The organism is Micromonospora sp. NPDC049662 (assembly GCF_040675055.1).
Taxonomy (GTDB): Bacteria; Actinomycetota; Actinomycetes; order Mycobacteriales; family Micromonosporaceae; genus Micromonospora.
The window spans coordinates 131,397-152,921 of record NZ_JBFAOC010000014.1 but is presented as its reverse complement, the minus strand read 5'-3'; the positions used below and the strand labels follow the sequence as shown (position 1 = coordinate 152,921).

Annotated in this window: 20 protein-coding genes and 1 pseudogene; 18 read left to right on the top strand and 3 right to left on the bottom strand. The window is 71.7% G+C overall.

The window, feature by feature from the left end:
* The 6 genes from AB0J36_RS14220 to AB0J36_RS14195 form a co-directional block, all read left to right on the top strand.
* Positions 1–514, top strand: a 514-nt coding sequence (locus AB0J36_RS14220; RefSeq protein WP_363660697.1) for a DUF1643 domain-containing protein, incomplete at its 5' end; no start/stop codon positions are given.
* Positions 511–813, top strand: coding sequence for a hypothetical protein (locus tag AB0J36_RS14215; protein ID WP_363660696.1), 303 nt, complete (start codon positions 511–513; stop codon positions 811–813). The genes AB0J36_RS14220 and AB0J36_RS14215, both read left to right, overlap by 4 nt.
* 54 nt (positions 814–867) lie before the next feature.
* Positions 868–1,263 carry a hypothetical protein gene (locus tag AB0J36_RS14210; RefSeq protein ID WP_363660695.1) on the top strand — a complete coding sequence of 132 codons (396 nt, stop codon included), beginning with the start codon at positions 868–870 and terminating at the stop codon, positions 1,261–1,263.
* 88 nt (positions 1,264–1,351) lie between these two features.
* Positions 1,352–2,080, top strand: a complete 729-nt coding sequence (locus AB0J36_RS14205; protein ID WP_363660694.1) for a Pycsar system effector family protein — start codon at positions 1,352–1,354, stop codon at positions 2,078–2,080.
* A gap of 250 nt (positions 2,081–2,330) precedes the next feature.
* The gene (locus tag AB0J36_RS14200; protein ID WP_363660693.1) at positions 2,331–3,869 is read left to right on the top strand and encodes a DNA methyltransferase; all 1,539 of its coding nucleotides are present in this window, start codon (positions 2,331–2,333) and stop codon (positions 3,867–3,869) included.
* A gap of 115 nt (positions 3,870–3,984) precedes the next feature.
* Complete coding sequence (locus tag AB0J36_RS14195; RefSeq protein ID WP_363660692.1) at positions 3,985–4,500, top strand: hypothetical protein; 516 nt, start codon at positions 3,985–3,987, stop codon at positions 4,498–4,500.
* A 100-nt stretch (positions 4,501–4,600) separates the two neighbouring features.
* Here the strand turns inward: AB0J36_RS14195 and AB0J36_RS14190 are convergent, their stop codons facing one another.
* The 3 genes from AB0J36_RS14190 to AB0J36_RS14180 form a co-directional block, all read right to left on the bottom strand.
* Complete coding sequence (locus AB0J36_RS14190; RefSeq protein WP_363660691.1) at positions 4,601–5,104, bottom strand: helix-turn-helix transcriptional regulator; 504 nt, start codon at positions 5,102–5,104, stop codon at positions 4,601–4,603.
* A 98-nt stretch (positions 5,105–5,202) separates the two neighbouring features.
* A complete protein-coding gene (locus AB0J36_RS14185; protein ID WP_363660690.1) occupies positions 5,203–5,874 on the bottom strand; it encodes a hypothetical protein in 672 nt (223 codons plus the stop codon).
* Between the two features lie 187 nt (positions 5,875–6,061).
* A complete protein-coding gene (locus tag AB0J36_RS14180; protein WP_363660689.1) occupies positions 6,062–7,240 on the bottom strand; it encodes a hypothetical protein in 1,179 nt (392 codons plus the stop codon).
* Between the two features lie 396 nt (positions 7,241–7,636).
* On the opposite strand from AB0J36_RS14180, the gene AB0J36_RS14175 reads away from it, so the two are divergent.
* The 12 genes and pseudogenes from AB0J36_RS14175 to AB0J36_RS14120 all read left to right on the top strand — a co-directional run bounded on the left by AB0J36_RS14175 (position 7,637) and on the right by AB0J36_RS14120 (position 21,524).
* Positions 7,637–8,536 carry a hypothetical protein gene (locus AB0J36_RS14175; RefSeq protein WP_363660688.1) on the top strand — a complete coding sequence of 300 codons (900 nt, stop codon included), beginning with the start codon at positions 7,637–7,639 and terminating at the stop codon, positions 8,534–8,536.
* Positions 8,537–8,758: 222 nt separating this feature from the next.
* Positions 8,759–9,295: a hypothetical protein gene (locus AB0J36_RS14170; protein ID WP_363660687.1), complete on the top strand. Its 537-nt coding sequence runs from the start codon at positions 8,759–8,761 to the stop codon at positions 9,293–9,295.
* Positions 9,296–9,298: 3 nt separating this feature from the next.
* The gene (locus AB0J36_RS14165; RefSeq protein WP_363660686.1) at positions 9,299–10,381 is read left to right on the top strand and encodes a hypothetical protein; all 1,083 of its coding nucleotides are present in this window, start codon (positions 9,299–9,301) and stop codon (positions 10,379–10,381) included.
* 118 nt (positions 10,382–10,499) lie between these two features.
* Entirely contained in the window at positions 10,500–11,318 is an 819-nt protein-coding gene (locus tag AB0J36_RS14160) for a hypothetical protein (RefSeq protein ID WP_363660685.1), read from the top strand.
* A complete protein-coding gene (locus tag AB0J36_RS14155; RefSeq protein ID WP_363660684.1) occupies positions 11,315–12,469 on the top strand; it encodes a DUF5131 family protein in 1,155 nt (384 codons plus the stop codon). The genes AB0J36_RS14160 and AB0J36_RS14155 overlap by 4 nt, the downstream gene beginning before the upstream one ends.
* On the top strand, positions 12,462–12,881 hold the full coding sequence (locus AB0J36_RS14150) for an RNase adapter RapZ (protein ID WP_363660683.1): 420 nt from the start codon (positions 12,462–12,464) through the stop codon (positions 12,879–12,881). Before AB0J36_RS14155 ends, AB0J36_RS14150 begins: the two co-directional genes overlap by 8 nt.
* A complete protein-coding gene (locus AB0J36_RS14145; RefSeq protein WP_363660682.1) occupies positions 12,874–13,704 on the top strand; it encodes a DUF4326 domain-containing protein in 831 nt (276 codons plus the stop codon). The genes AB0J36_RS14150 and AB0J36_RS14145 overlap by 8 nt, the downstream gene beginning before the upstream one ends.
* On the top strand, positions 13,701–14,306 hold the full coding sequence (locus AB0J36_RS14140) for a hypothetical protein (protein WP_363660681.1): 606 nt from the start codon (positions 13,701–13,703) through the stop codon (positions 14,304–14,306). Before AB0J36_RS14145 ends, AB0J36_RS14140 begins: the two co-directional genes overlap by 4 nt.
* A gap of 80 nt (positions 14,307–14,386) precedes the next feature.
* Positions 14,387–14,971: a hypothetical protein gene (locus AB0J36_RS14135; protein ID WP_363660680.1), complete on the top strand. Its 585-nt coding sequence runs from the start codon at positions 14,387–14,389 to the stop codon at positions 14,969–14,971.
* Positions 14,972–14,982: 11 nt separating this feature from the next.
* Positions 14,983–18,492, top strand: a pseudogene (gene dnaE / locus AB0J36_RS14130) (DNA polymerase III subunit alpha); the annotation flags it as partial.
* A 388-nt stretch (positions 18,493–18,880) separates the two neighbouring features.
* Positions 18,881–19,735 (top strand): hypothetical protein, encoded by an 855-nt coding sequence (locus AB0J36_RS14125; RefSeq protein WP_363660678.1) that lies wholly within the window; start codon positions 18,881–18,883, stop codon positions 19,733–19,735.
* Positions 19,736–20,168: 433 nt separating this feature from the next.
* Positions 20,169–21,524, top strand: a complete 1,356-nt coding sequence (locus AB0J36_RS14120; protein WP_363660677.1) for a DUF2637 domain-containing protein — start codon at positions 20,169–20,171, stop codon at positions 21,522–21,524.
* Position 21,525 lies beyond the last annotated feature (1 nt).

Genomic DNA, 21,525 nt, shown 5'->3' with positions numbered 1-21,525 from the left:
CCTGGACGGCAACGTCCAGGCCGCCGCCACCTTCTCGCCGGACCCCGCCCGGTCCCACCGGTACGTCCTGACCCGCACCTGGGGACCCGGTACCCGGGTCGGATGGCTGATGCTCAACCCGTCCGCCGCCGACGCCATGGTCGACGACCAAACGATCGGCCGCTGCACCGCCTACTCCCGCAGCTGGGGCGCTGACGGTCTGGTCGTGGTCAACCTCTACGCGCTGCGCTCCACCGACCCCCGCGCCCTGCGGACCCACCCCGACCCGGTCGGTGCCGGCAACGACCAGGTCATCGTCGCCCAGCTCGCCGACGCCCACGTGCAGTCGGTCGTGGCGGCGTGGGGGGCGCACCCCTTCGCCGGTGCCCGGGCGGCCCACGTCGTCGACCTGCTCGCCGCCCAGGGGGTGCGGCTGCGCTGCCTGGGCACCACCGTCGGCGGCCACCCGCGTCACCCGTGCCGACTCCCCAACGGCCTGCAGTTGGTCGACTACATCGCAGGTGGAGTCCGATGACCAGCGACTCCGTGGCCCGCTCCCCGTGGATCGCCGGCTACGACGAGCCGCCGGAGGACGCCCGCGTCCGGAACCTGATCGCCCTGTCGCTGCTCACCCCGCAACCGCATCTGGGCACCGAGCGCCGGCTGGTCGAGTTCGACTTCAATCCGGCCAGTCACGACCCGATCGCCTCCTGGGAGGCGGTCCTCACCGTCGAGGTCTGCCCGGACTGTCGCCGCCGCGTCGAGGCCGGTGAGCACGTGGCCGTCACCGCCCGCGGCCGTCGCCTCTGCGTCGACTGCGGCTGCCCGGAATAGGCGCAGGCCATGACAGTCACCAGACCACGAACCCCACCTTCCGGAAGGGCTGACATGACCAAGACCTTGGAGCAGATCCCGGTTCGGCTGGTTCGCAGCGACACCGACGCCGCCGACGAGCCGCGCACCTGCGAGTTCATCGTGGCCGGCTGGCTGGTCGCGCCCGGCCTGGCCGTCCACCGAAGCTGGGACCACGGCGCGCCGACCGACGGCCGATACTCGCTGACCCACCTGGCCAGCGCCAGCCACCTCGTGAGTGACCTGTGCGCGCGCCACATCGACCAGGCCGTCGCCGCGGCGATCGCGACCGGCATCGACTGGACCCTCGACCGCGAGGAGATCGTCGACGACCCGCACCGCGCCAGGCTGCTGGCGGGCGTGGACGCCGGGGACTGGTGCGGCCAGGACGAATCCTGCCGCGCCGAGCCGTACCCCCGCCCCTGCGAGTAACTACGCGCGGGCGGTCCCGCTGCCTTCCACCGCTTGGGACCGCCCGCCACCCCCTACCAACTCGAGTCCGCTGGAAGGAAGTAGGACCATGGTGCCTGACATCGAACGCGCCGCCACCATCCCCGGCGCCGCCGACCCGGATCTCCCGCCGCCGGTCGCCCAGTACGAGATCCCGACCGTGGGTGGCGCACTGGTCGTCATCCGCGTGCCCGAGCCCGGCGACGGGATACCAGCCTGGGACTGCCTCGGCTGCGGCGCGAGCGAGATGGGCGGTGACGAGGCGAGCGAGGTGGCCACGGTCGTCGCGGCGGGCGCCCACGCGGTGAGGTGCGGCCACGACGTGATGGGCGCTCTCGAAGCGGAGATCAGCGACGTGAAGGCGGAGTCGCAGCGCGTCGACCCGAAGGCCGCGAACGTGCTCCAGGTCGCCGGTGTCCTCGCCAGTGTCGGCTTCGTGGCCCTCGCCGGCGTCGGCCGCCTACTCCCCCTCCCGGCCCTCGCCGTCGGCGGGGTCAGCGCCGTGCTGGTCCTGGCCGCCATTCTGCTGCTGCTGCGGGCCGGCCGTCCGCAGCTCAACAGTGGGGTCGGCTTCGTGGGGTACGTCGGCCTCGACCCGGCGACCATCGTCGCCCGGCTGACTCCGGCCAACGAACAGTCGCAGCTCACCGCGCAGCACCTGGCCCGCGAACTGGAGTGGCGCTCCCGCCTGCTGCTGACCAAATTCACGCTGATCCGGCGAGCGGTGCCGCTGCTCGCGGCGGCCTTCATCGGCGCCTACATCGTCGCGGGTGTCCTCGTCGTCACCGCACTGAGGTGACTGCCCGGCCCCGTTCCCACAGCTGACGAGCAACGTTCAGGAGGCCCCTGCCCGCAGCGGGCAGGGCCTCCTGAGCGTTGGGAGCCCGCCGGAGCGCCGGCCGGCCGCCGGAGTACGCCGCCGCGGTGCTCGAACCCCCGGGGCGAACACCGACCGACGATCAGTGCGCGACCGGAACCGGACACCCCCGTTCCACCAGGGCAACCTCCGTGGCGCCACCGCCGCGGGATCCTGACTGGAGGGAGAAACGGTGCCCGCGCCAACGACCACCGTCGCTGATCCCCTACCCCTTATCTCGCCGTCGGTGCCCATGCCGGCCGAGCACCCGATGGCGTGGCTCACCTCAGCCGTGCCGGCCGCTGTCGCTGCGGTGGCCGGCTGGACGCCGCAGCGCCGCGTCGACGAAGCGGACGGGTATGCCGACACCATCGCGTCCGGGGCCGACGTGCTGTGGGCGGACCCACGCAGCGCCGGCAGCACGGAGGTCGGCGTGGACGAGGTCCGTCACGCCATCGCCCACGGGCTGGCCATCCTCGCTCATCGCCCCGACGGGGTGAGCTTCGGCGGTCTCCACTGGCACGCCGCCTCCGGCTGCCGTACCTGCCCGGGGCCCGGCGGCTGGACCCTGCCGCCGAGCAGTACGGACCGGGAAACCCGCGGCGCCTACTTCACCCCGCGCGCCCTGGCCGATGAGATCGCCGGCAACGCCATCGGCCCGTTCCTGGTCGACGGCTGCCACGAGGACATCGCCAGCCTCCGCGTGGCCGACATCGCCTGCGGGTCCGGGGCCTTCCTGGTCGCCGCAGCCCGGCGGATCGCCGCCGCGCTGCTGGAGGTCTGGACCGACGGAGACCGGGCCTACTTCACCCGCGAGTACCGGGCCCCGGACGCTCCCGCGGCGGCCAGGGCGATCGCCATCGACTGCGTGCACGGCGTCGACATCGACCCCGCGTCGGTCGAACTGGCCAGGCTCGCGCTGCGACTGCTGGCCCCGTCCGACCAACTCATCGACCTCAAGATCCGCGCCGGTGACGCCCTCCTCGGACTGGGTCACCCGGCCCGCAAACCACCCGCCTCGTTCCCGCCGGCGGCGAGCCGGTTCGACTGGCCCAGCGAGTTCCCCGAGGTCTTCCGCTCGCCACACGACGTCGCGTGCGGGTTCGACGTGGTGATCGGCAACCCGCCGTACCTCGGCGGCAACAAGCTCTCCAGCGCCCTCGGTGCCGCCTACCGCGAACACCTGGCCACCGCCATCGCTCACGGGCGACGGGGCCCGGTCGACCTGGCGGTCTACTTCTGGCTGCGTGCCCACGAACTCGTGTGCGACCACGGCACTGTCGGGGTCATCGGTCCCGCCGGGCTCGACCGGGGCGCCAATCTGCGCGCCTGGCGAGATCACCTCACCCGGCGCGGTTGGCGCACCTACCGCACGGAGCCGGTGCGCCGCTGGCCGTCGCGGTCCGCCGCCGTGGGCTGCCGCATCCTCTACACCCACTTCCGCCGATGGATCGAACCCGAGTTCACCGACGCCGGCGACGACCTCGACCAACTCCCGCACACCTGCGACTTCACGACCGACCCGCCTCGGTACGCCGAGACATGGCGCCCTCGCTCGGGATGCGCCCGCTGCCAACGGCTGTCGGGGCAAGGATCACAACTGCTCCGTACCCAGCTCGACGGCCAGGCGTACGAACTCGTCCGGCACCCACCCGCACCGGACCCGGCCCCGGTGCGGCCGCCGAGAGACGACGCGGCCAGGGGCGGACAACTGGCGCTGTTCCCGCCGTGACCAACCCGGGGCGAGCAGCATGCCCGCGTCGTACCGGCGCGGCAGACTCGCGATCGCCCCGCGTCTCGGCGTAGCACCACACAAGATCAGTCAGGTAGGCGAAGGAGTTCCGCTGATGGCCACGATCGCAGAGGTCCGGGCGCTCATCGCGCAGCACGCACCGAACTGCCCAGAGTGCAACGAGCCCATGCGCGCCCCAGACCCCGACATCGAACCGGTGGTCACCGGCAACACCGCGCGGGCTCGCTACGTCTGCGCCCAGTGCCGGACGCCGAGCGGCCAACCGCGACGTGAGTTTGTCACGTTCGATACCCAGACCCGCTCCGCCCACGCCGTGTTCGTAGGCACCGGTGAGGTGACCGGGCTCGCGACCGCCAAGTGGTATGCCGAACGGATGGCGACCGACATGACCAGCCAGGTGTCCCGCACCGAGATGTTCGTGGCGTTCCTGACCACTGTCGGCGTGACCGGCCGGGCGGTCGAGGCGGCGGCCCGGGCGCAGGAGCTCAGCGCGGCGGCCGGTGAGGCGTGGCTGGCGGCGAGCGCGGCGCTACGCCGGCAGGACACGGTCCGAGAGGCATACGTCGCGGTGCCCGGCGCGGGCACCAAGCAGTTCGTCACGAGCGAGTGACCAAGGGACAACACCGCCGCGTCGCGTGCTCTGAAGGCGAGGAAGGCCCATCCGAACCCGGATGGGCCTTCCTGCTACGTCCCCGCGTGCGTCGAACTGGTCAGCGGCTCATCGATCCGATGGTGTGGCCACCGCTGAGGGCCACCGCCAGGTCGGCCGGGTCGACGTCGAGGATCTCAGCGAGACGCCGCTGCTGCTCGTCGCCGAGCGGCGCCATCCCGCGTTCCACGCGGCTGTAGTAGGCCCGGCCCACGCCGAGCCCGGCGTCCACCACGTCCGCCTGACGCATCCCGCGCCGGACCCGCAGGTACTCCAGGTCGTACGCGGTGGCGGGGTCCAGCAGTTCCGCCACCTCGACCTCGATCGCCTGGGCGAGCTGGTAGACCATGTCCGCCCGTGGCACCACCTGCCCGCTCTCGTAGTCGGTGAGCTTGAGCCGGGTGTTGTCCAGATCCTGGGCGGCTCGGGCGATGTCCGTGCCCGGCCAGCCGTTGTTGGCGTTGCGCAGGAGCCGCTCGGCGACGTCGCGCTGGGTCAGATTGACCCGCTCGCGGACGGCACGCAACCGCTGCGGGTCGAACCCGCTGATCCCGCTCTTCCCCACGCCAAGGCTCCCGTCGCCGGACTGCTGTCCGGACCAGGATGCACCATCCTGCGACAAGGGCCGTACTGCGGCGCCCGTGGCGCGGTCCCGAGGGTGGGTCATCCAGCTACTCCTTTGGCGAGTCGGATCATCGGGGTGTAGGCCAGGCAGCGCACGCACGTGACCGGTTGGTCCGTGGGTTGCGCGGCGAGGTTCAGTGGCCGGGCCCGGCCGGCGGTCTCACACAGGGCCTGGCCAGCGAGGTGCTGGCGGGGCCGCCGGACGGTGCCGCTGTGGGCGTCAGTCGTGGGCACCGCGTGGCGCAGCGGGTCGGCGAGGTACGGGCTGTTGGTTCGCCGACCAGCGACGTTGGCCCGCACCTGCAGCGGCACCGGGCAACCGGAGAGCGCGGTTTGCCACGCCTGCCTGTCGCGGTCCCGCGCGGCGTCGATCCGGCGTTGCTTCTCGGCGCGCGCCTCGGCGGCCTCGGCGCGCCAGCGCAGCACCGGCGCTGGCAGTGGCGGGTTCAGGTCACGTTCGTCGGCAAGCCCGAGCAGGTGCGCTTCCAGGACGCTGATGCCGCCACGCCCGAGCCCGGGGAACGGGTAGCCGAGCACCGCTGTGCACCAGTCGCTGCCGCGCCGGCCGACCATCGCCGCCGTGCGGGGCAGTCCCGCCGGGTCGACGAACCGTGGACAGGTCCGCTCGGCCTCGGCCCGCAGCGCGGTGTACTGCGGGTAGGCCGGTTGCGGCGTCCGGCGGATCTGGTCCAGCTCGCCCAGCGTCGGCATGCCCGGCCCCCCTTCTCGGTCGACTACCGGGCCCGCCCCCTCGACGAGCCCGGTGCGATCGTCAGAATACACGTGTAGTTTCTGATACTCAACATGATCCGTTCGCGGGCGGCGGCGGGCAGGTCTGACGTGCCGTGAGGGGCGATGACCCCAGGACGCGGCGGGGGCTGCCGGATCGGCCCCGCCGTCACGCGGCAGCCAGGCGCGCCTGCGCGGAACGGAGACTGCGCCGGGTGGTCTGGGTCGCCCACAGCGCTTGGTCCAGGCGCGTCTTGGGGATGCCGAGTCGGATCGCGGCGATGGCTCGGGAACAGCCGTCGGCGCAGTGGGCGAGGTACGCCTTGGTGATCGCTTCCGGGCCGCGGGGGATCAGCCCGTACTCGTGCCGGTGGCGGTTGAGGATGGCCAGTTCGTTGTTGGGCAGCGTCTCGATCGGCACCTGCCAGTGCAGCGCCCGCCAGATGAGCGCTTCGTCGCCGTGTTCACCGTGGGCGAGGATCGCGTAGCGAGCGTTGGCGGCGGGGTCGTCAATCGTGTCGTCATCCCAGAGCAGCGCGGGCAGGAAGCCCTGCTCGGTGGCCCATCGCCGGGTCAGGACGGCGTCGGTGTCCCCCGGCAGCGGCGCGGTCATGCCGAGCGCGTCGTAGACACCGGTGACCGCCCGCGCCTGCTCGGCGGTGACCATCGACTGCCGCAGCAGCGCGGCGTACTCGGCCACGGGCTGATCCGCACACACCGCCTGCCGGGCCAGCGACCAGCCGAGGTGGCACAACGCCTCGACCCGACGACGGGTGCCGGCCGCGTCGACCAGGTCGGGTAGTGCCGGCTCGGCGGCCGGATCGTCGATGGTCTGTGGCGTCCACGCTTGCGGCCCGTTCCAGCGCTGCCGTCGGGCGTGGTTGCGGACCCGGCGCTCGGGGTCGTGTGCGGGTCGGCGCCGCAACTCGTCGTAGAGCACGGCGAGCTGATCATGCTTGGCCTGGGTGATGTACGGCTGCCGGGTGTAGCGGTGCACGGTCTGCGCGGTGCAGCCGAGGCGCCGAGCCACGTCGGAGAACGACCAGCCGATGACCGCTAGGGCCTGCAAGCGGCGGCGGGCACCGACCGCGTCGACCAGATGCGACTGGCGATGAGCCCGCGACGGCACGGTCGCGGTGATCTCCAGCAGGGCGTCGGCCAGCTCGGGCAGCATCCGTCTGGTGGGCGGGGTGCCGCCCTTCCCGTAGAGCAACCGCTCCAGCGCACCGAAGCTGACGCCGGATAGCTCCGCGACGCGACGCAGGGTCAGGTCGGTGCCGAGCAGCGACTGGACGTGTTGGCGCACGGGCTCGGCGTCGCGCATCGCCTCCCAGCGGCCGGCGGCCATCAACGCCCGGCGCCGTCGGGCCCATCCGGTCGCCCAGGCGCGGCACTCCGGGCATCCAGCCCGATGGCGACGGTGCTCCGGGCAGCGCGCGGGGACGTGCGTACCAGTCGGCGGCGCCTGCGCCCCGAGGTCGGGCTCAGCGCCGTGAACAGCCGGCGGCGCGCTCGCTGACGAGCCCATGCCTGACTCCTTCCGGCAAGACACCATCTAGCGCACAGCCTACACGTGTAGTGCGTGATACCGTAAGGCGCGATATCGCGACCGGTTCCGCGGTCGCGAGTTCAAGGGGGACGGATGGGCCGGCTAACGGCCGGTCCGGTGTCTCGCGTCTGAGGGCGTCCCGCGTGGCCGTGTCGATCGCCAGGCCACGCCGGTGGCTGTCAGAAAGGAGCTCCCATGCAAAATCTGGCCAGCCTCGGGCGGACCGTCCGCCCGTTCCCCGATCCCGAACCGCGGCGCCAGTACCAGCGACTGGACCGCAGCGCGTACGGCATCCTGGTCAAGTTGACCCGCCCCCAGCGGCCGTCGGAGCGGGTCCACCTGCTCACCGAGCTGGCCGCCGACCTGCGCGCGATGTCGGTCGTGCATCAGCGGGCGTTCGCAGCGGCCCCGATTCCGGACGAGGACGGGCGCGACCTGGCCGAGTCCCACCTGCACGCGGCCCTGCTGGTCGCGCTGGTCGCCGACGCGGAGCACGCCGCCGCGCTCGGCCAGCGGCGGCAGTTGGTCGAGTCCGAGTTGGAGGGGTGCGCCGGACCGGTCCTGGACCGGATGGCGTCCCAGCCCGATCCGACCGCCCGGGGGCCGATGCTCGACGACCTGTACGCCGCGGTGGTCGACCACGTCGGCAGCCAGGCGGCCAAGGCGATCGCCACCCTGCCGGCTCCCGGTCGCCGGCGGCGGGTCCCCTGGTGGCGAGCGGTGCGCGAGATGCACCGCGACCGACTGGCCGGGCGCGCCGCGCTGAGCCGGGGCACCACCGCCGCACTCCTGGCAGTGGCCTACCTCGTCCCGCTGGCCGGCATCGTGGTCGGGCAGCGGTGGGTCGCCATCCCCTGTCTCGTGGTCGGCGTGTACGTCGCCTGGGCGGGCTGGCCCCGGCGCCTTGACCCGCAGGGTGCCGGCATCGAGACGATCGCGACCGTGATCGTCGCGGTGGGGCTTCTCGCCACCGGCACGTACATCGACAGCGCATCCCTGCGGATTGCGGGCGGCGCCATCGTCGTCGCCGTCCTCGCCGGCTACGGGCGCGGGTTGCTGCGCGCCCGGCGCCGTCGTACCCCGCCCACCGCCTGACCGTCCATCCGCCGAGGCCCGGTCGCTGCGTTGTCCAGCGGCCGGGCCGTTCCGCGTCCATGGCCGAAGCCGCCGCCGGCCACCACGCGACGGAACGCCCGGCACCGCGTTCGTCCTTTCACGCCCTACCCGCTTCATGTATCTGGCCCTACACGTGTAGTGCGTGATACCGTGCGGGTGGCGGTTACGCCGCCTCCGAAGTTCAGGGAGGGATCGGTAGACGTGGACGACCAGCCCAGATTCGTCAACCCCCGTGACCACGTGACCGAGATCGGATCGGATCTCGCCGCGCGAGTCGCCTCCGCGTCGTGCTCGTGCGGCTGGGCCAAGGTGCTCACCTTCACCCGGCCCAGTGGAGAGCCTGTCGCCCTGCGGATCGCTCAGGCCGAGGCCGACCGGCACGAGCAGGACCCGGATGCCGACGCCGACAGGCCGGCACCGCGGATCGTCCTGCTCGTCACCAGCGACGTCGACGTGTGGGCCGCCGTTCTGGCCATCAACCTGCCGGCGGGCACCACCGTGCGGGTGTACCAGAGCCTCTCCGAGGCCGTTGGCGACCTGTCGGTCGCCGAGATGGTGCTGCTGGACTTCGAGGCGGTGCGGGTCGCCGCGCTCCTGCGGGGCCTGCACCACCAGCGGGTCGCGGCCGTGACCACCCGCCCGGAGCCGTGCGACGCCCGGACGACCGAGTTGGCCGGTTGCCAGCGCGTGGTCGAACTGCCGCGTGACGCGGCCTGGGTCGCCGCCGGCGGGCGGTGAGCGATGGCCCGCATCAAGTACGTGGCGAAGACCTTCAAGCCCGACACCATGCGCGTCATCGAGCAGGCCAACACCATCTGCGCCCAGTACGCCCGCCACGGGCTGACGCTGACCCTACGGCAGTTGTACTACCAGTTCGTCGCACGAGGGCTGCTCAACAACGAGCAACGGGAGTACAAGCGCCTCGGCGACATCCTCAACGACGCCCGAATGGCCGGGCAGATGGACTGGGACTACCTGGTCGATCGCACCCGCAACCTGGTCGCCCTGCCGCACTGGGACAACCCGGTCGACATCGTCGAGGCGGGCGCCCGCAGCTACCGCACCGACCGGTGGGCGCAGCAGCCCTGCCGAATGGAGGTCTGGATCGAGAAGGACGCCGGGATCGGCGTCATCGAGGGCGTCTGCCACCGCAACGACGTGCCGTACTTCTCCTGCCGGGGCTACACCTCGGTCAGCGAGATATGGGCCGGCGCGCAGCGCATCCGCCGCCACCTCGAAGCCGGGCAGGACGTCGTCGTCCTGCACATCGGCGACCACGACCCGTCGGGCCTGGACATGTCCCGCGACGTCGAGGAACGGCTGCGGGTGTTCATCGACGGTGACCATGACCGGGCCACGAGCAGCCAACTCATCGAGGAGCTCACCGCCGAGGTCGGTCGCCGGGAGGTGCTGGCCACCTGGCAGGCGATGGACCCGATCGAGCAGTCCCGCCGCTTCCGCGCGGCGCGCCGTGCCCTGGGCGCCGACGGCTGGGGCGAGGTGAGCGTGCGGCGGATCGCCCTCAACCTCGACCAGGTCCGGATGTACGACCCGCCACCCAACCCGGCCAAGAGCAGCGACGCCCGATACCGGCGCTACGTCCAGGAAACCGGACTCGACGAGTCGTGGGAGTTGGACGCTCTCGACCCGCTGGTGCTCCAGGACCTCATCCAGGACGCGATCGACGAGCACCGCGACGCGGACAGCTGGGCCGCCTCCACCGAGCGGATGGAGGCCGACCGGGGGCTGCTGACCGAGACCGCCGAGCGGTGGGACGAGGTCATGGCCCTGCTGGCCACCGACGGACAGGACGAGCGGCCGTGAACGCCGCGCAGCCGCCAGCCGCCGCGATCTACCGCCGGCTCAGCCCCTCAACCCCGGTCCACCTGCGTGTTCCTGGCGCAGGCGTGCGTGCCGGCCTGACCGAAGGGCGGCTTCCTCGATGACCGTCACCCTGTCCCGGCCCTCCGGCGTCCGGCCGGCGGCACCGGCGCGAACGCCCGTCCAGGCGCCCACCCGGCCGGCCGACGACGTCGCCTACCTGCACGCCTGCGGCCTGACGCACACCGACATCGACCGAGAGACCGGACTCGACCGGGACACCATCGCCCGCGTCTGCGCCGGCCAGCCACGTGTCTCCCGGCGCACGACGCTCGCCCTGGCCGCGGCCCGCCTCGCGTGGACCCCGCCAGCCGAGCACATCCTCGCGGTACCGGCCGCCCGTCGACTCCAGGCCCTGGCCTACATCGGTCACGCGCCGACCGGGCTCGCCCGCCGGCTCGACCAACCCGCCGCGCTCGTCTGGGAGTGGACCACCGGCGAGCACCGGTTCCTGCCCCGCCACGCCGCGGCCGCCGTCGCCGCGCTCTACCAACGGCTGTGCATGACCGAAGGCCCTTCGGTCGAGGCCGCCAGATACGCCCGCGCGCAGGGCTGGGCGTCGGAGCTCGCGTGGGACGAAGGCGCCATCGACGACCCGACCGCCACGCCGTTGGCGGCGATCCCGGGCGCCGACCAGATCATCGACCCGGTCGCGATCGACCGTGCCCTCGCCGGCGACACCGTCGTCGCGGTGAACCTCACCCGCCCGGAGGTCCAGCTCGCGGCGCGCGTGGCCACCCAGCGCGGGTTCTCGGCGGCGCTGACTGGCGAGTTGCTGTGCTGCACCAGTCGCACCATCCAGCGCATCCGCACCGCCTCGGCCGGGCTGCCCCGCGTCGGGGACCTGTTCGTCGACTACTACGCGGAGGAAGCGGCGTGATCGACCCGTACCGTGCCCTGACCGGTGTGCCCGCGGGCGCCCGGCCACCGAAGCTCACCGTCACCGACATTGAGTGGTGCCGCGACCTGGTCACCGGCCGGCGCGGCTACTCCTGGAACTTCGTCGACGGGTGCGAGTGGGCCTCGCCTGGATGCGACAACTGCTACGCCAAGGACATCGCCACCCGGTTCGCCGGTGGGCCCGTTTTCCCCAACGGCTTCGACCTCACCCTGCACGTCGAGCGACTGGCCGCTCCGCTCTACCAGCGACGCGGCGCGCGGATCTTCGTGAACTCGATGTCCGACGTCGGGCTGTCCGGAATCCCGGTCGACCTGCTCGCTCGCGCGTTCGCGGTGATGGCCCTGGCGCACTGGCACACCTTCCTGATCGCCTCCAAGCGCCCGGGAGTGCTGCGTAGCCGGCTGTCGCGCCCCGACTTCGTCGCGGCGGTCCGCGCCCACGTGGCCGCCGTCGACCCGGACCACGCGGTGCAGTGGCCACTGCCCAACGTGCACGTCGGGGTATCGGTCGAAGACCAGGCACACGCCTGGCGTGTGCTCGAGCTGCTGCACGTTCCCGCTGCGGTGCACTGGGTATCCGCCGAACCGCTCATCGGGCCGCTGAACCTGCGCGCGGTCCGCCGCCGCCGGGACAACCTGCTCGTCGACTGCCTCGCCGGCGAGGTCCGCGACCCCACCGGGGCCGAGGTGGTGGCCGCGCTGCCCGCCGCGCTGCGCTGGGTGGTCATCGGAGGCGAGTCCGGGCACCGCCGCGGCGTTCGACCGATGCACCCCGCGTGGGTCGACACGATCCTCGCCGACTGCGCAGCCCTGGACGTCGCCGCGTTCTTCAAGCAGTGGGGGGTCCACGGGCTTACCCCGGCGGGCACCGGAGCAGCTGACTCAGCCCGCGACCGGCGCACCACCCGACTGGTGGCGTTGGACGGCCGCTGGTGCACCGGCGTCGAGTGGGCCCGCGCGGCCACACACCCCACCAAGGTCAGCGACGCGGTCCGTGAGTTGTGGAACGACCACCACGGCGCAGACAGCACCACGCAGGTGCGGCCCATGTACCGGGTCGGCCGGCAGGAAGCGGGCCGGCTCGTACGCGGCCAACTCGTCGAGGCGTACCCGGAGGCTCGTCATGGCTGAGCAGCACGCCCGGAACGTCACGCGGGCACGCGTGCGGCTGATCTCGTTCGGCTACCTCCACGCGGCGCCACCCGACGCCGACCTCGTCCTGGACGCTCGCCGTTACCTGCGGGACCCGGCCGCCGCCAACGGTGTGCTCGACCTCGACGGCCGCGACGACCGGGTGCAGGCCGTGGTCCTGCGCACCCCCGGAGCCGCAGCCACCGTCCGGACGCTCGCCGCGTTCGTCCGTGAGTTCCCCCGACAGCACGACTGCGTGGTCGCCATTGGCTGCGCCGGCGGACGACACCGTTCCGTCGCTCTGGTGGAACTGCTCGCCGAATCACTGCACGACCCGGACGCGCGTCCCGACGTCGTGCACCTGCACGTCCATCTCCCCCGCGTACTCACATCGGGAGGCCAGCATGGCTGAGCGCATCCAGTACCGCAGCGGCCGGACCCTGCCCAAGGGCGCTGTCTACATCGGCCGCAACCGGCGGGGCATCGACCCGTACGGCAACCCCTTCGCTCTCGGTCGGCCGCACCCGTTCGATCCGGATCAGGGGATCATCACCGACCGGGCGCACGGGGTCGCGCTGCACACGCAGTGGCTGCCGACCCAGCCGGCCCGATGCGCGCGGATCGTGAGCGAACTGCGCGGCTGTGACCTCGCCTGCTGGTGCCCGCTCGACGGCGGCCCGTGCCACGGCAACCTGCTGCTCGCCTTGGCCAACACCCCGATCGGCGCGCTGACGGTGCAGCAGCCCTGGGCGTGGGCGATCGCCTACGCCGGCAAGCGGGTCGAGAACCGCACCTGGGCGCCGCCGGAGGCCGCGATCGGCCACCTGCTGGCCATCCACGCCGGCCAGCGGTGGTGGCCCAGGTGGCAGGACGAGCCGCTAATCCATCACGCCTGGGCCGCCTTTGCCGCCGAGCGGGCCCGCAACGGTGTCTCGCTCGGCCGGCCCGGCTCGGGTGTCCCGTACTGCGACGAGGGCGCCATGGTCGCGGTGGCCACCTTTGCCGGCGCTCATGTTGCCGCCAACGGTTGCTGCGCACCCTGGGGTCAGCCCAGCTTCTTCGACCCGCAACGCGGCTGGGTCGACGTGTACCACTGGCTGGTCAGGGATGTGCGCCCGCTCGTCGACGTCGACCAGCCGCAGCCGCTTCGCGAAGAACTCGTCTGTTCAGGCCGGCAGCGGATCTGGACCCCGCAGCCGGTCACCCGTGCCGCCCTGATTGGAGCCATCCAGTGAGCACCCGCGATCGCAGCGACAGCACTGGTCGGCTCGCCGTCTTCGCCGCCCTTGCGGCCACGTTCGACCTCGCCCACGACGTCTTGGACCAGTGGGGCCAGAGCCACTGGCAGGCCCGCAACAAGGACCTCCGCGGCAGGCGCCGGGTGTACCGCGACGGCGGGTCGGTCGACGAGGATCCCGGGCGGGCCCGCGCTGGTGAACGCACCCTGACCGCCGGCACCCTCGGCCGGTGCGCCGCCGCCGCCCACGTCGGCGTCTACAGCGTCGGGCAGACGGCGGCCGCCGTCCTGGTCACCCGGGCGCTGGGCTATCGGGTCCCGACGCCGGCGTTGGCTGCCGGTGCGGCCCTCAACGCCGTCACCCACGTGGTCCTCGACCGACGCCAGCCGCTGTTCGTGCTGGCCCGGGCCGCCGGCAAGGGCGACTACCTGGACACCGTCACGGTCATGCGGACCGGCGACGGCCCGCCCGCCGAGACCGGACCGGGCACCGCCACGTTCGAGTTGGACCGCAGCGCGCACCGCGCGATCGGCCTGCTCGCGGCACTGACGACCGCATGGCTGGCCACCCGCGCCAGCAAGCACCGCCGGCGCCGATGACGGCATCTGACCCCGCGCGGCGGCGCGCACAGGCGTTCAACCACCGGACGACCAAGGCCACTCACCGAGGGAGGGGACCCATGCAGCAGAGCGGACACGTCGCCACGCCGCCGGCCATCAGCGACACCAGCGTGGACCAGGCCGGCCGGCTGGAGACGCTGCGAACCGAGTACCAGGAACTCAAAGCCGAGCAGCGCGGCCGGATCGAGTCCCGCGACGGGCTGATCTACACCGCGATGGGCGTGGCCGCCGCGGTGGTGGCCGGGGTGAGCCAGACGAAGATCCCGCTGCTGCTGCTCACCCTGCCCCCGGCCGTCCTCGTGCTGGGCTGGACGTATCTGGCCAAGGACCGCATGGTTAGCGCGATCGGCCGGTACCTGCGCGACGACCTGCGCGTTCAGATGGAGGCGCTGGCCGGCGGGCCGCTGTTGGGATGGGAGTTCGGCCACGGCGATGACACCCGGCGGTCGCAGCGCAAGCGGATCCAGGCGGCGGTGGACCTGGGCACCTTCTGCCTGCCCGCCGTAGCCGCGATCGTCGCCTGCCTCGCGCTGGCGCCGACACCGTTGGCGATCGCGATCGCCGCTGCCGAGTTGGGCGCCGTGGCGGTGCTGGCCTGGCAGATCCTCGCGTACGCCGAAGACATCCGCCCGGGCCGTCGGTAGCGGGGGCGGTCGTGGCCGACTCGTTCGCGCACCTGCACGTGCACACCGAGTATTCGATGCTCGACGGTGCCGCCCGGATGAAGGAGCTCTTCGCCGAGGCGATCCGGCTGGGCATGCCGGCGGTGGCGATGACCGACCACGGCAACATGCACGGCGCCTACGATTTCTACCAGCAGGCCCAGGCCGCCGGGGTCATCCCGATCCTCGGCGTCGAGGCGTACGTCGCCCCGGAGTCGCGGCGGCACAAGCAGCGGGTCCGGTGGGGCCGACCGGACCAGAAGAGCGACGACGTGTCCGGATCCGGCGCGATCACGCACATGACCATGTGGGCGGCCAACGCCGCCGGCCTGCGTAACCTGTTCCGCCTCAACTCGCTCGCCTCCATCGAGGGCCACTACGTGAAGTGGCCCCGCATGGACAGGGAACTGATCGCCGAACACGCCGCCGGTCTGATGGGCACCACCGGCTGCCCCGGTGGGGCGGTGCAGACCAGGTTGCGGCTGGGCCAGTTCGACGAGGCGGTGGCCACCGCCGCGGCGTACCGGGACATCTTCGGCAAGGGCAACTACTTCCTCGAACTGATGGACCACGGCCTGGCCGTCGAACAACGGGTCCGTGACGACCTGCTGCGGCTGGGCGCGAAGCTCGGCCTGCCGCCGGTGGTCACCAACGACGCGCATTACACCCACGAGGCCCAGGCCGCCGCGCACGACGTGCTGCTGTGCATCCAGACCGGCAAGCAACTCGCCGACGCCGACCGGCTCCGCTTCGACGGCAGCGGCTACTTCCTCAAGTCCGCCGAGCAGATGCGCGCGCTGGACCAATCCGACGCCTGGCAGCAGGGCTGCCGCAACACCCTGCTGGTAGTCGAGAAGGTCGACCCGACGGGCATGTTCACCCCGCGCAACCTCATGCCCCAGTTTCCCGTCCCTGCCGGCGAGACCGAGGAGTCCTGGTTCCGCAAAGAGGTCCGGGCCGGGCTCGCCCGGCGCTTCCCCGACGGTGTCCCACCCGGCCACGTGACCCAGGCCGAGTACGAGATCAACATGATCGTGAAAATGGGCTTCCCGTCCTACTTCCTCACCGTCGCGGACATCGTCGGCTGGGCGAAGTCCAACGGCATCGCCGTCGGGCCCGGCCGCGGGTCCGCCGCCGGCTCGCTGGTCGCCTACGCCCTGGACATCACCGGCTTGGACCCGATCCACCACGGGCTGATCTTCGAGCGGTTCCTCAACCCCGACCGGGTCACCATGCCTGACATCGACATCGACTTCGACGAGCGCCGGCGCGGCGAGGTCATCCGATACGCCGTCCAGCGGTGGGGCGAGGACCGGGTCGCGCAGATCGTCACCTTCGGCACGATCAAAGCCAAGGCGGCGGTCAAGGACTCCGCCCGGGTGCTCGGCTACCCGTACGCGGTCGGCGACCGCATCACCAAGGCGCTGCCGCCACCGGGCACCGGGGGCAAGGAAATCAGCCTCGCCGGGGTGTTCGACCCGGCCGACCCGCTACACGAGCAGGCCACCGCCGTGAGGGAGATGTACGCCGAGGACCCGACGGCCACCAAGGTGCTCGACACCGCCCGAGGCATCGAGGGCCTGATCCGCCAGACCGGCGTGCACGCCGCCGGCGTCATCATGTCCGCCGAGCCGATCATCGACTACATCCCACTGACTCGCCGGGACACCGACGGGGCGATCATCACCCAGTTCGACTACCCGACGTGCGAAGCGCTCGGGTTGTTGAAAATGGACTTCCTCGGGCTGCGCAACCTGACGATCCTCGACGACGCGGTCCGCAACATCGAACGCAACCAGCACATCAGCGTCGACCTGGCGCAGATTCCGCTCGACGACGCGCGCACCTACCAACTGCTGGCCGCCGCCGAGACCCTGGGCGTGTTCCAGCTCGACGGCCGCGGCACCCGGGACCTGCTACGCGCGATGGCGCCGGACAACTTCGAGGACATCTCGGCCACCATCGCCCTGTACCGGCCGGGCCCGATCGGCACCGGCGCGCACATGAACTACGCCCGGCGCAAGACCGGCCGGCAGGAGATCACCCCGATCCACCCCGAACTCGAGGAACCCCTCGCGGAGATCCTCGGCCCGACCTACGGACTGGTCGTCTACCAGGAGCAGGTGCAGCGCGCCGCCCAGAAACTGGCCGGCTACTCGCTCGGTCAGGCGGACCTGCTGCGCCGGGCGATGGGCAAGAAGAAGAAGGACGTCCTCGACCGCGAGTTCGTCCCGTTCTCCGAGGGCATGCGCGCCAACGGCTACTCCCCCGAGGCCGTCCAGGCGATCTGGGACACCCTGCTGCCGTTCGCCGACTACGCCTTCAACAAGGCGCACAGCGCTGGCTACGGCATGGTCTCCTACTGGACCGCGTACCTCAAGGCGAACTACCCGACCGAGTACATGGCCGCCCTGCTCACGTCCGTCGGCGACGACAAGGACAAGATGGCCCTGTACCTGTCCGAGTGCCGGCGGATGGGCATCAAGGTGCTGCCACCGGACGTCAACGAGTCGGCCGCTCCGTCAACGGCGGTCGGCTCCGACATCCGCTTCGGCCTGGCCGCCGTACGCAACGTCGGCATCAACGTGGTCGCCGCGATCGAGCGCGGCCGCGAGGATCGGGGCAAGTACACCGACTTCTACGACTTCCTGAGCAAGGTCGACGCGGTGGCCTGCAACAAGAAGACCGTCGAGTCGCTGATCAAGGCCGGGGCATTCGACTCGATGGGGCACCCCCGCAAGGCCCTGATCGCGGTGCACGCCGACGCGATCGACGCCCAGACGGCAGTCAAACGCAACGAGGCCGCCGGCCAGTTCGACCTGTTCGGAGCCGCGTTCGACGACGCCGGCGCCGTGGCCACCGTGGCGATGCCGCCCATCGGTGACAGCGAGTGGGACAAGACCGACAAGCTGACCTTTGAGCGTGAAATGCTCGGGCTGTACGTCTCCGACCACCCGCTGCGCGGCGTGGAGGCCGCCCTTGAAGTCGCCGCCGACACCACCGTCGCCGCGCTGGTCGGCGACGAGGAGACCCCGGACGGGCAGCTCGTCACCGTGGCAGGCATCCTCACCACCCTGCAACGGCGGGTCACCAAGCACGGCAAGAACTGGGCGTCGGCGACCCTGGAAGACCTCACCGGCGGAATCGAGGTGCTGTTCTTCCCCGCCACCTTCGATCTGATCGGCCAGCACCTGGCCGAGGACGCCGTCGTCGCGGTCAGGGGTCGGATCAACCGCCGAGACGATTCCCTCTCCGTCATCGCCACAGACCTGTCCATCCCGGACCTGACCGCCACCCCGCCGCGGGTGACGCTGACCATCCCGGTCGAGCGGTGCACCCCGGACCTGATCGCCGCGCTCAAGGACACCTTGTGGTGCCATCCAGGCAAGGCCGAGGTGCGGATCCGGATTGCCACCGCCACCGGTGGCAGCCTCTGGCGCCTTCCCCTGCGCGCCGCAGCTACCCCGAGCCTCGGCGCCGCGTTGACGAGAATGCTCGGCGCCGACCAGGTCGAGATGTCACCGACTCCGGAACGACGCCCCAACGCTCGGCCGGGCCCGGCTCCCGCTCCGAAAGCCGAGCACCCGGCCCGCGACCGGCGCCGGCGCAGCACCGACACAGCCCGGCGCTCGCCCGAGCAGCGAGCACGATGACGTGTCGGTGGACATCTCCCCCGGCGCGCAATGAGAAGTCGGGCCGGCGAGCCGGCCTGACTTTTGCGTCCGCAGGTCACTCGAACCGCTACCACCCACAGTAGATGTGGGGTATCATTATTGGTGCCCGAAGGGTTGGCTGCCCGCCGGGGCGTACGTCCGTCCGCCCGCAGTGGCGCCAGGGCGGGGCAGATCCACCGGCCGCCTCCCGATCCAACCCCGAAGGGACCAGTTGACCGTGAACAGCGACGTTCAGGCCGCCGCGCCGGGCGTATCCCGTACCGCCCCGCCGCCCCCTGCCGGTACAGTGGCAGGAACCGGCTTGGGTGGAGACGCCCGCGTCGGGCTTCTGGAAGATGGCCGGGGCCTTGCCGCCACCCGTTCGCGGGTGGATGGCCCCGGCCATCGTCATGGCAGGACCGGGGAGACGGTGGAAACGTGGATCGTCGGTGGGCGTAAGGCCACCAACCGCGCGGGCGCGGCCGAGTACCTCGGCCTGGCACCGAACACCGTCACCCAATACTCGTCGCCCGCAGGCCGACCGGTTTACGGCTGGCCAGAGCCGCTCGCGGAGCGGGTCAACGGACAAGAGGTCTTCGCGCTCGACGAGCTCGACGCCGTGCGGCAACCCGCTCCCACTCCATCCGCCTTCACGGGCGACCCGGACGAGCTGATCGGGGTCGACGAGCTCGCCAAAATCAAGGGCGTCACCCGCGGGGCGATGAAGCGCTACGTCGAGGACTCGATCCCGGCGTGGGAGCGAGGCGAGGACGGCTACGTTCCGCGGCCGGTCTGGCCCCCGGAGCCCGCGCCGGCGCAAGGCTTCATCTACCGATGGCCGCGCTCCACCGCCTGGGCATGGGCCTCCCCCACCACCCGTCGCACCGGTGGACGCAAGCCCGGCCCCCGCCCGCAGGTCGCCGATCTGCAGGCGGTGCTCGCCGAGGCGAGCACCGATGAGCGACCCACGGTCCGCGCGCTCGCCGACGCACTGAGCGCCCGCCTCGAGACGGACGTCAGCATGCAGGTCGTCCGGCGCCTGCTCCGCAAGGCCCGCGACGAATCCGCCGCCGGCGACGACACCTCGAAGTAGGGCAAGCCCGAACAACGTCGGCACCCGCAACGCTTCCGCTAACGCCCCCGCGCGAGACTTGCGCGCGCCCGCGCCGTTCCACCCGGAAGGCAACGGGGCGCGCCGATCGGCCGTGCCCCGCCCGACGAACCGAGGAGGAGCACTCGCCGGTGCACACAGTCCGCCGCCGCCCGGAACGCCACGCGACTACCTCGCCACCGCGCGGGACCGGCCGCCAGGCCCTCACCCGAAGTGGCTATCGTGCCGTTCAGCGCGAGAGATCAGGCCCGAGACTGGATTACACGTGTAGTCCGCGATACTCTGGGCGCAGGCCGCGCTACCCCCTACGGGGAGGACAACCCATGAACGCTGTGCAGCTCAACGCGCCGGCGTCCCCTGACCGACGGCGGCACCTCTGCGCCGTGCCCGACACCCCGACCGGGGAGGGATCCTGATGTTTCTCGAACTGCCCCACGCCCCGGCCTGGGTGTACGTCGCCATCGCGGTGGCGATGTTCCTCCTGGCCGTGGGCGGTTGCCTGGTACTCGCACTCGCCATCCGCCGGCGCAACCGGCGCGCGCGCGAGGAGCCAGCGCCCAGCCGCAACGACCTCGCCGGGTTGACCCCTGACGAGCGCGCTGAGCACCTCGCCAAGGAACGACAGGACAAGCGAGCCGACCGTCTGGTCAGCATCGCCGCGACCGTCAGCATCCTGCTCTACCTCGGCCTGTTCGCCAGCAGCTTCGAGGCCATCTCCGGCTTCGCCCGCGAGTTCCTGCGCCGCCAGGGCATCATGGTGCCCGCCACGCCGCTTACGCTCGACGGCGTCGTCATCGGCGCCCTGCTGCTCTCCCTGGCCTTCATCGCCAAGCGCAAGTCACCCGCCAAGGCCAACGCCCTGATCTGGGGTATGACGATCTTCGCGGCGTACTGCGGCTTCACCTACGGAGACTCGGGCGACCACGGCTCGCTCTCGGCCGGTCTCTACTACGCCGTCATGTCGATCGTCGGCATGTTCATGTTCCACATGGTCCTCGACCTCTACCAGGGCGAGGGCGACTACATCAAGTCGCAGTACCCCGCCATGAAGCTGCGCTGGTTCACGCACTGGTCGACGATCCCGGTGATGCTCGCCTGGATCAACCACCCGCCGCGCCGGCGCGACGAGGACAAGCGGCCAACCACCCGGGAGGCGATCGACCACTGGCGGCACGTCAAGACGATCCGTCGCCGTGCGCGATCCATCGAAGCCGCCCGGACGCACGCACTCAAGCTCGAAGGCGAGCGCCGGAAGGCCGAGCTGGCCACCGCCCGGCGCGACGTGCAGCGTGCCGAGACGGCCGCGGCCGCACCGGTCTCTCCGGCACCGATGCCCGCGCAGCGCCAGGCCCGCACGACCTCCGTGGTCGCCCTCGACAGTCCGCGCGGCGAGCGACCCATCACCGCTGCCGTCCAGGTGCCCCCGCCGGCCGAACAACCGGTCACCACGGCACCCATCAAGGTCCCGGCCACCGCCGATGGATGCGCAACCTGGATGACCCAGTGGATGAAGCTCATCGAACACGCCCCGCAGTTCGCCAAGGGGCAATCGGGAATCAAGAACGAGGACGCTCAGGCGGCTGCCGGTTGCACCGACCGACAGGCCCGGTTCGTGCGAGACGCCGCACGAGGCGGTGCGCTCCGGGCCAAGGCTGCCGAGCTTGCCGTACCCCTGCCCACCGGCTACGTCGACCGACCCGAGCTCGTCATGGCTGCCACCGTCGAGGTTGAGCGCGTGAACGGCACCTCGTACAGCACGGCTGGGTCGTAAC

What these genes read in the sequence shown, in the direction of transcription:
- AB0J36_RS14210 (WP_363660695.1), top strand. Translation starts at nt 868, where the DNA reads ATGACCAAGACCTTGGAGCAGATCCCGGTTCGGCTGGTTCGCAGCGAC.
- AB0J36_RS14160 (WP_363660685.1), top strand. Translation starts at nt 10,500, where the DNA reads ATGACCGTCACCCTGTCCCGGCCCTCCGGCGTCCGGCCGGCGGCACCG.
- AB0J36_RS14120 (WP_363660677.1), top strand. Translation starts at nt 20,169, where the DNA reads ATGTTTCTCGAACTGCCCCACGCCCCGGCCTGGGTGTACGTCGCCATC.
- AB0J36_RS14135 (WP_363660680.1), top strand. Translation starts at nt 14,387, where the DNA reads ATGCAGCAGAGCGGACACGTCGCCACGCCGCCGGCCATCAGCGACACC.
- AB0J36_RS14180 (WP_363660689.1), bottom strand. Translation starts at nt 7,240, where the DNA reads ATGGCCGCCGGCCGCTGGGAGGCGATGCGCGACGCCGAGCCCGTGCGC.
- AB0J36_RS14175 (WP_363660688.1), top strand. Translation starts at nt 7,637, where the DNA reads ATGCAAAATCTGGCCAGCCTCGGGCGGACCGTCCGCCCGTTCCCCGAT.
- AB0J36_RS14215 (WP_363660696.1), top strand. Translation starts at nt 511, where the DNA reads ATGACCAGCGACTCCGTGGCCCGCTCCCCGTGGATCGCCGGCTACGAC.
- AB0J36_RS14195 (WP_363660692.1), top strand. Translation starts at nt 3,985, where the DNA reads ATGGCCACGATCGCAGAGGTCCGGGCGCTCATCGCGCAGCACGCACCG.
- AB0J36_RS14150 (WP_363660683.1), top strand. Translation starts at nt 12,462, where the DNA reads ATGGCTGAGCAGCACGCCCGGAACGTCACGCGGGCACGCGTGCGGCTG.
- AB0J36_RS14185 (WP_363660690.1), bottom strand. Translation starts at nt 5,874, where the DNA reads ATGCCGACGCTGGGCGAGCTGGACCAGATCCGCCGGACGCCGCAACCG.
- AB0J36_RS14145 (WP_363660682.1), top strand. Translation starts at nt 12,874, where the DNA reads ATGGCTGAGCGCATCCAGTACCGCAGCGGCCGGACCCTGCCCAAGGGC.
- AB0J36_RS14205 (WP_363660694.1), top strand. Translation starts at nt 1,352, where the DNA reads ATGGTGCCTGACATCGAACGCGCCGCCACCATCCCCGGCGCCGCCGAC.
- AB0J36_RS14165 (WP_363660686.1), top strand. Translation starts at nt 9,299, where the DNA reads ATGGCCCGCATCAAGTACGTGGCGAAGACCTTCAAGCCCGACACCATG.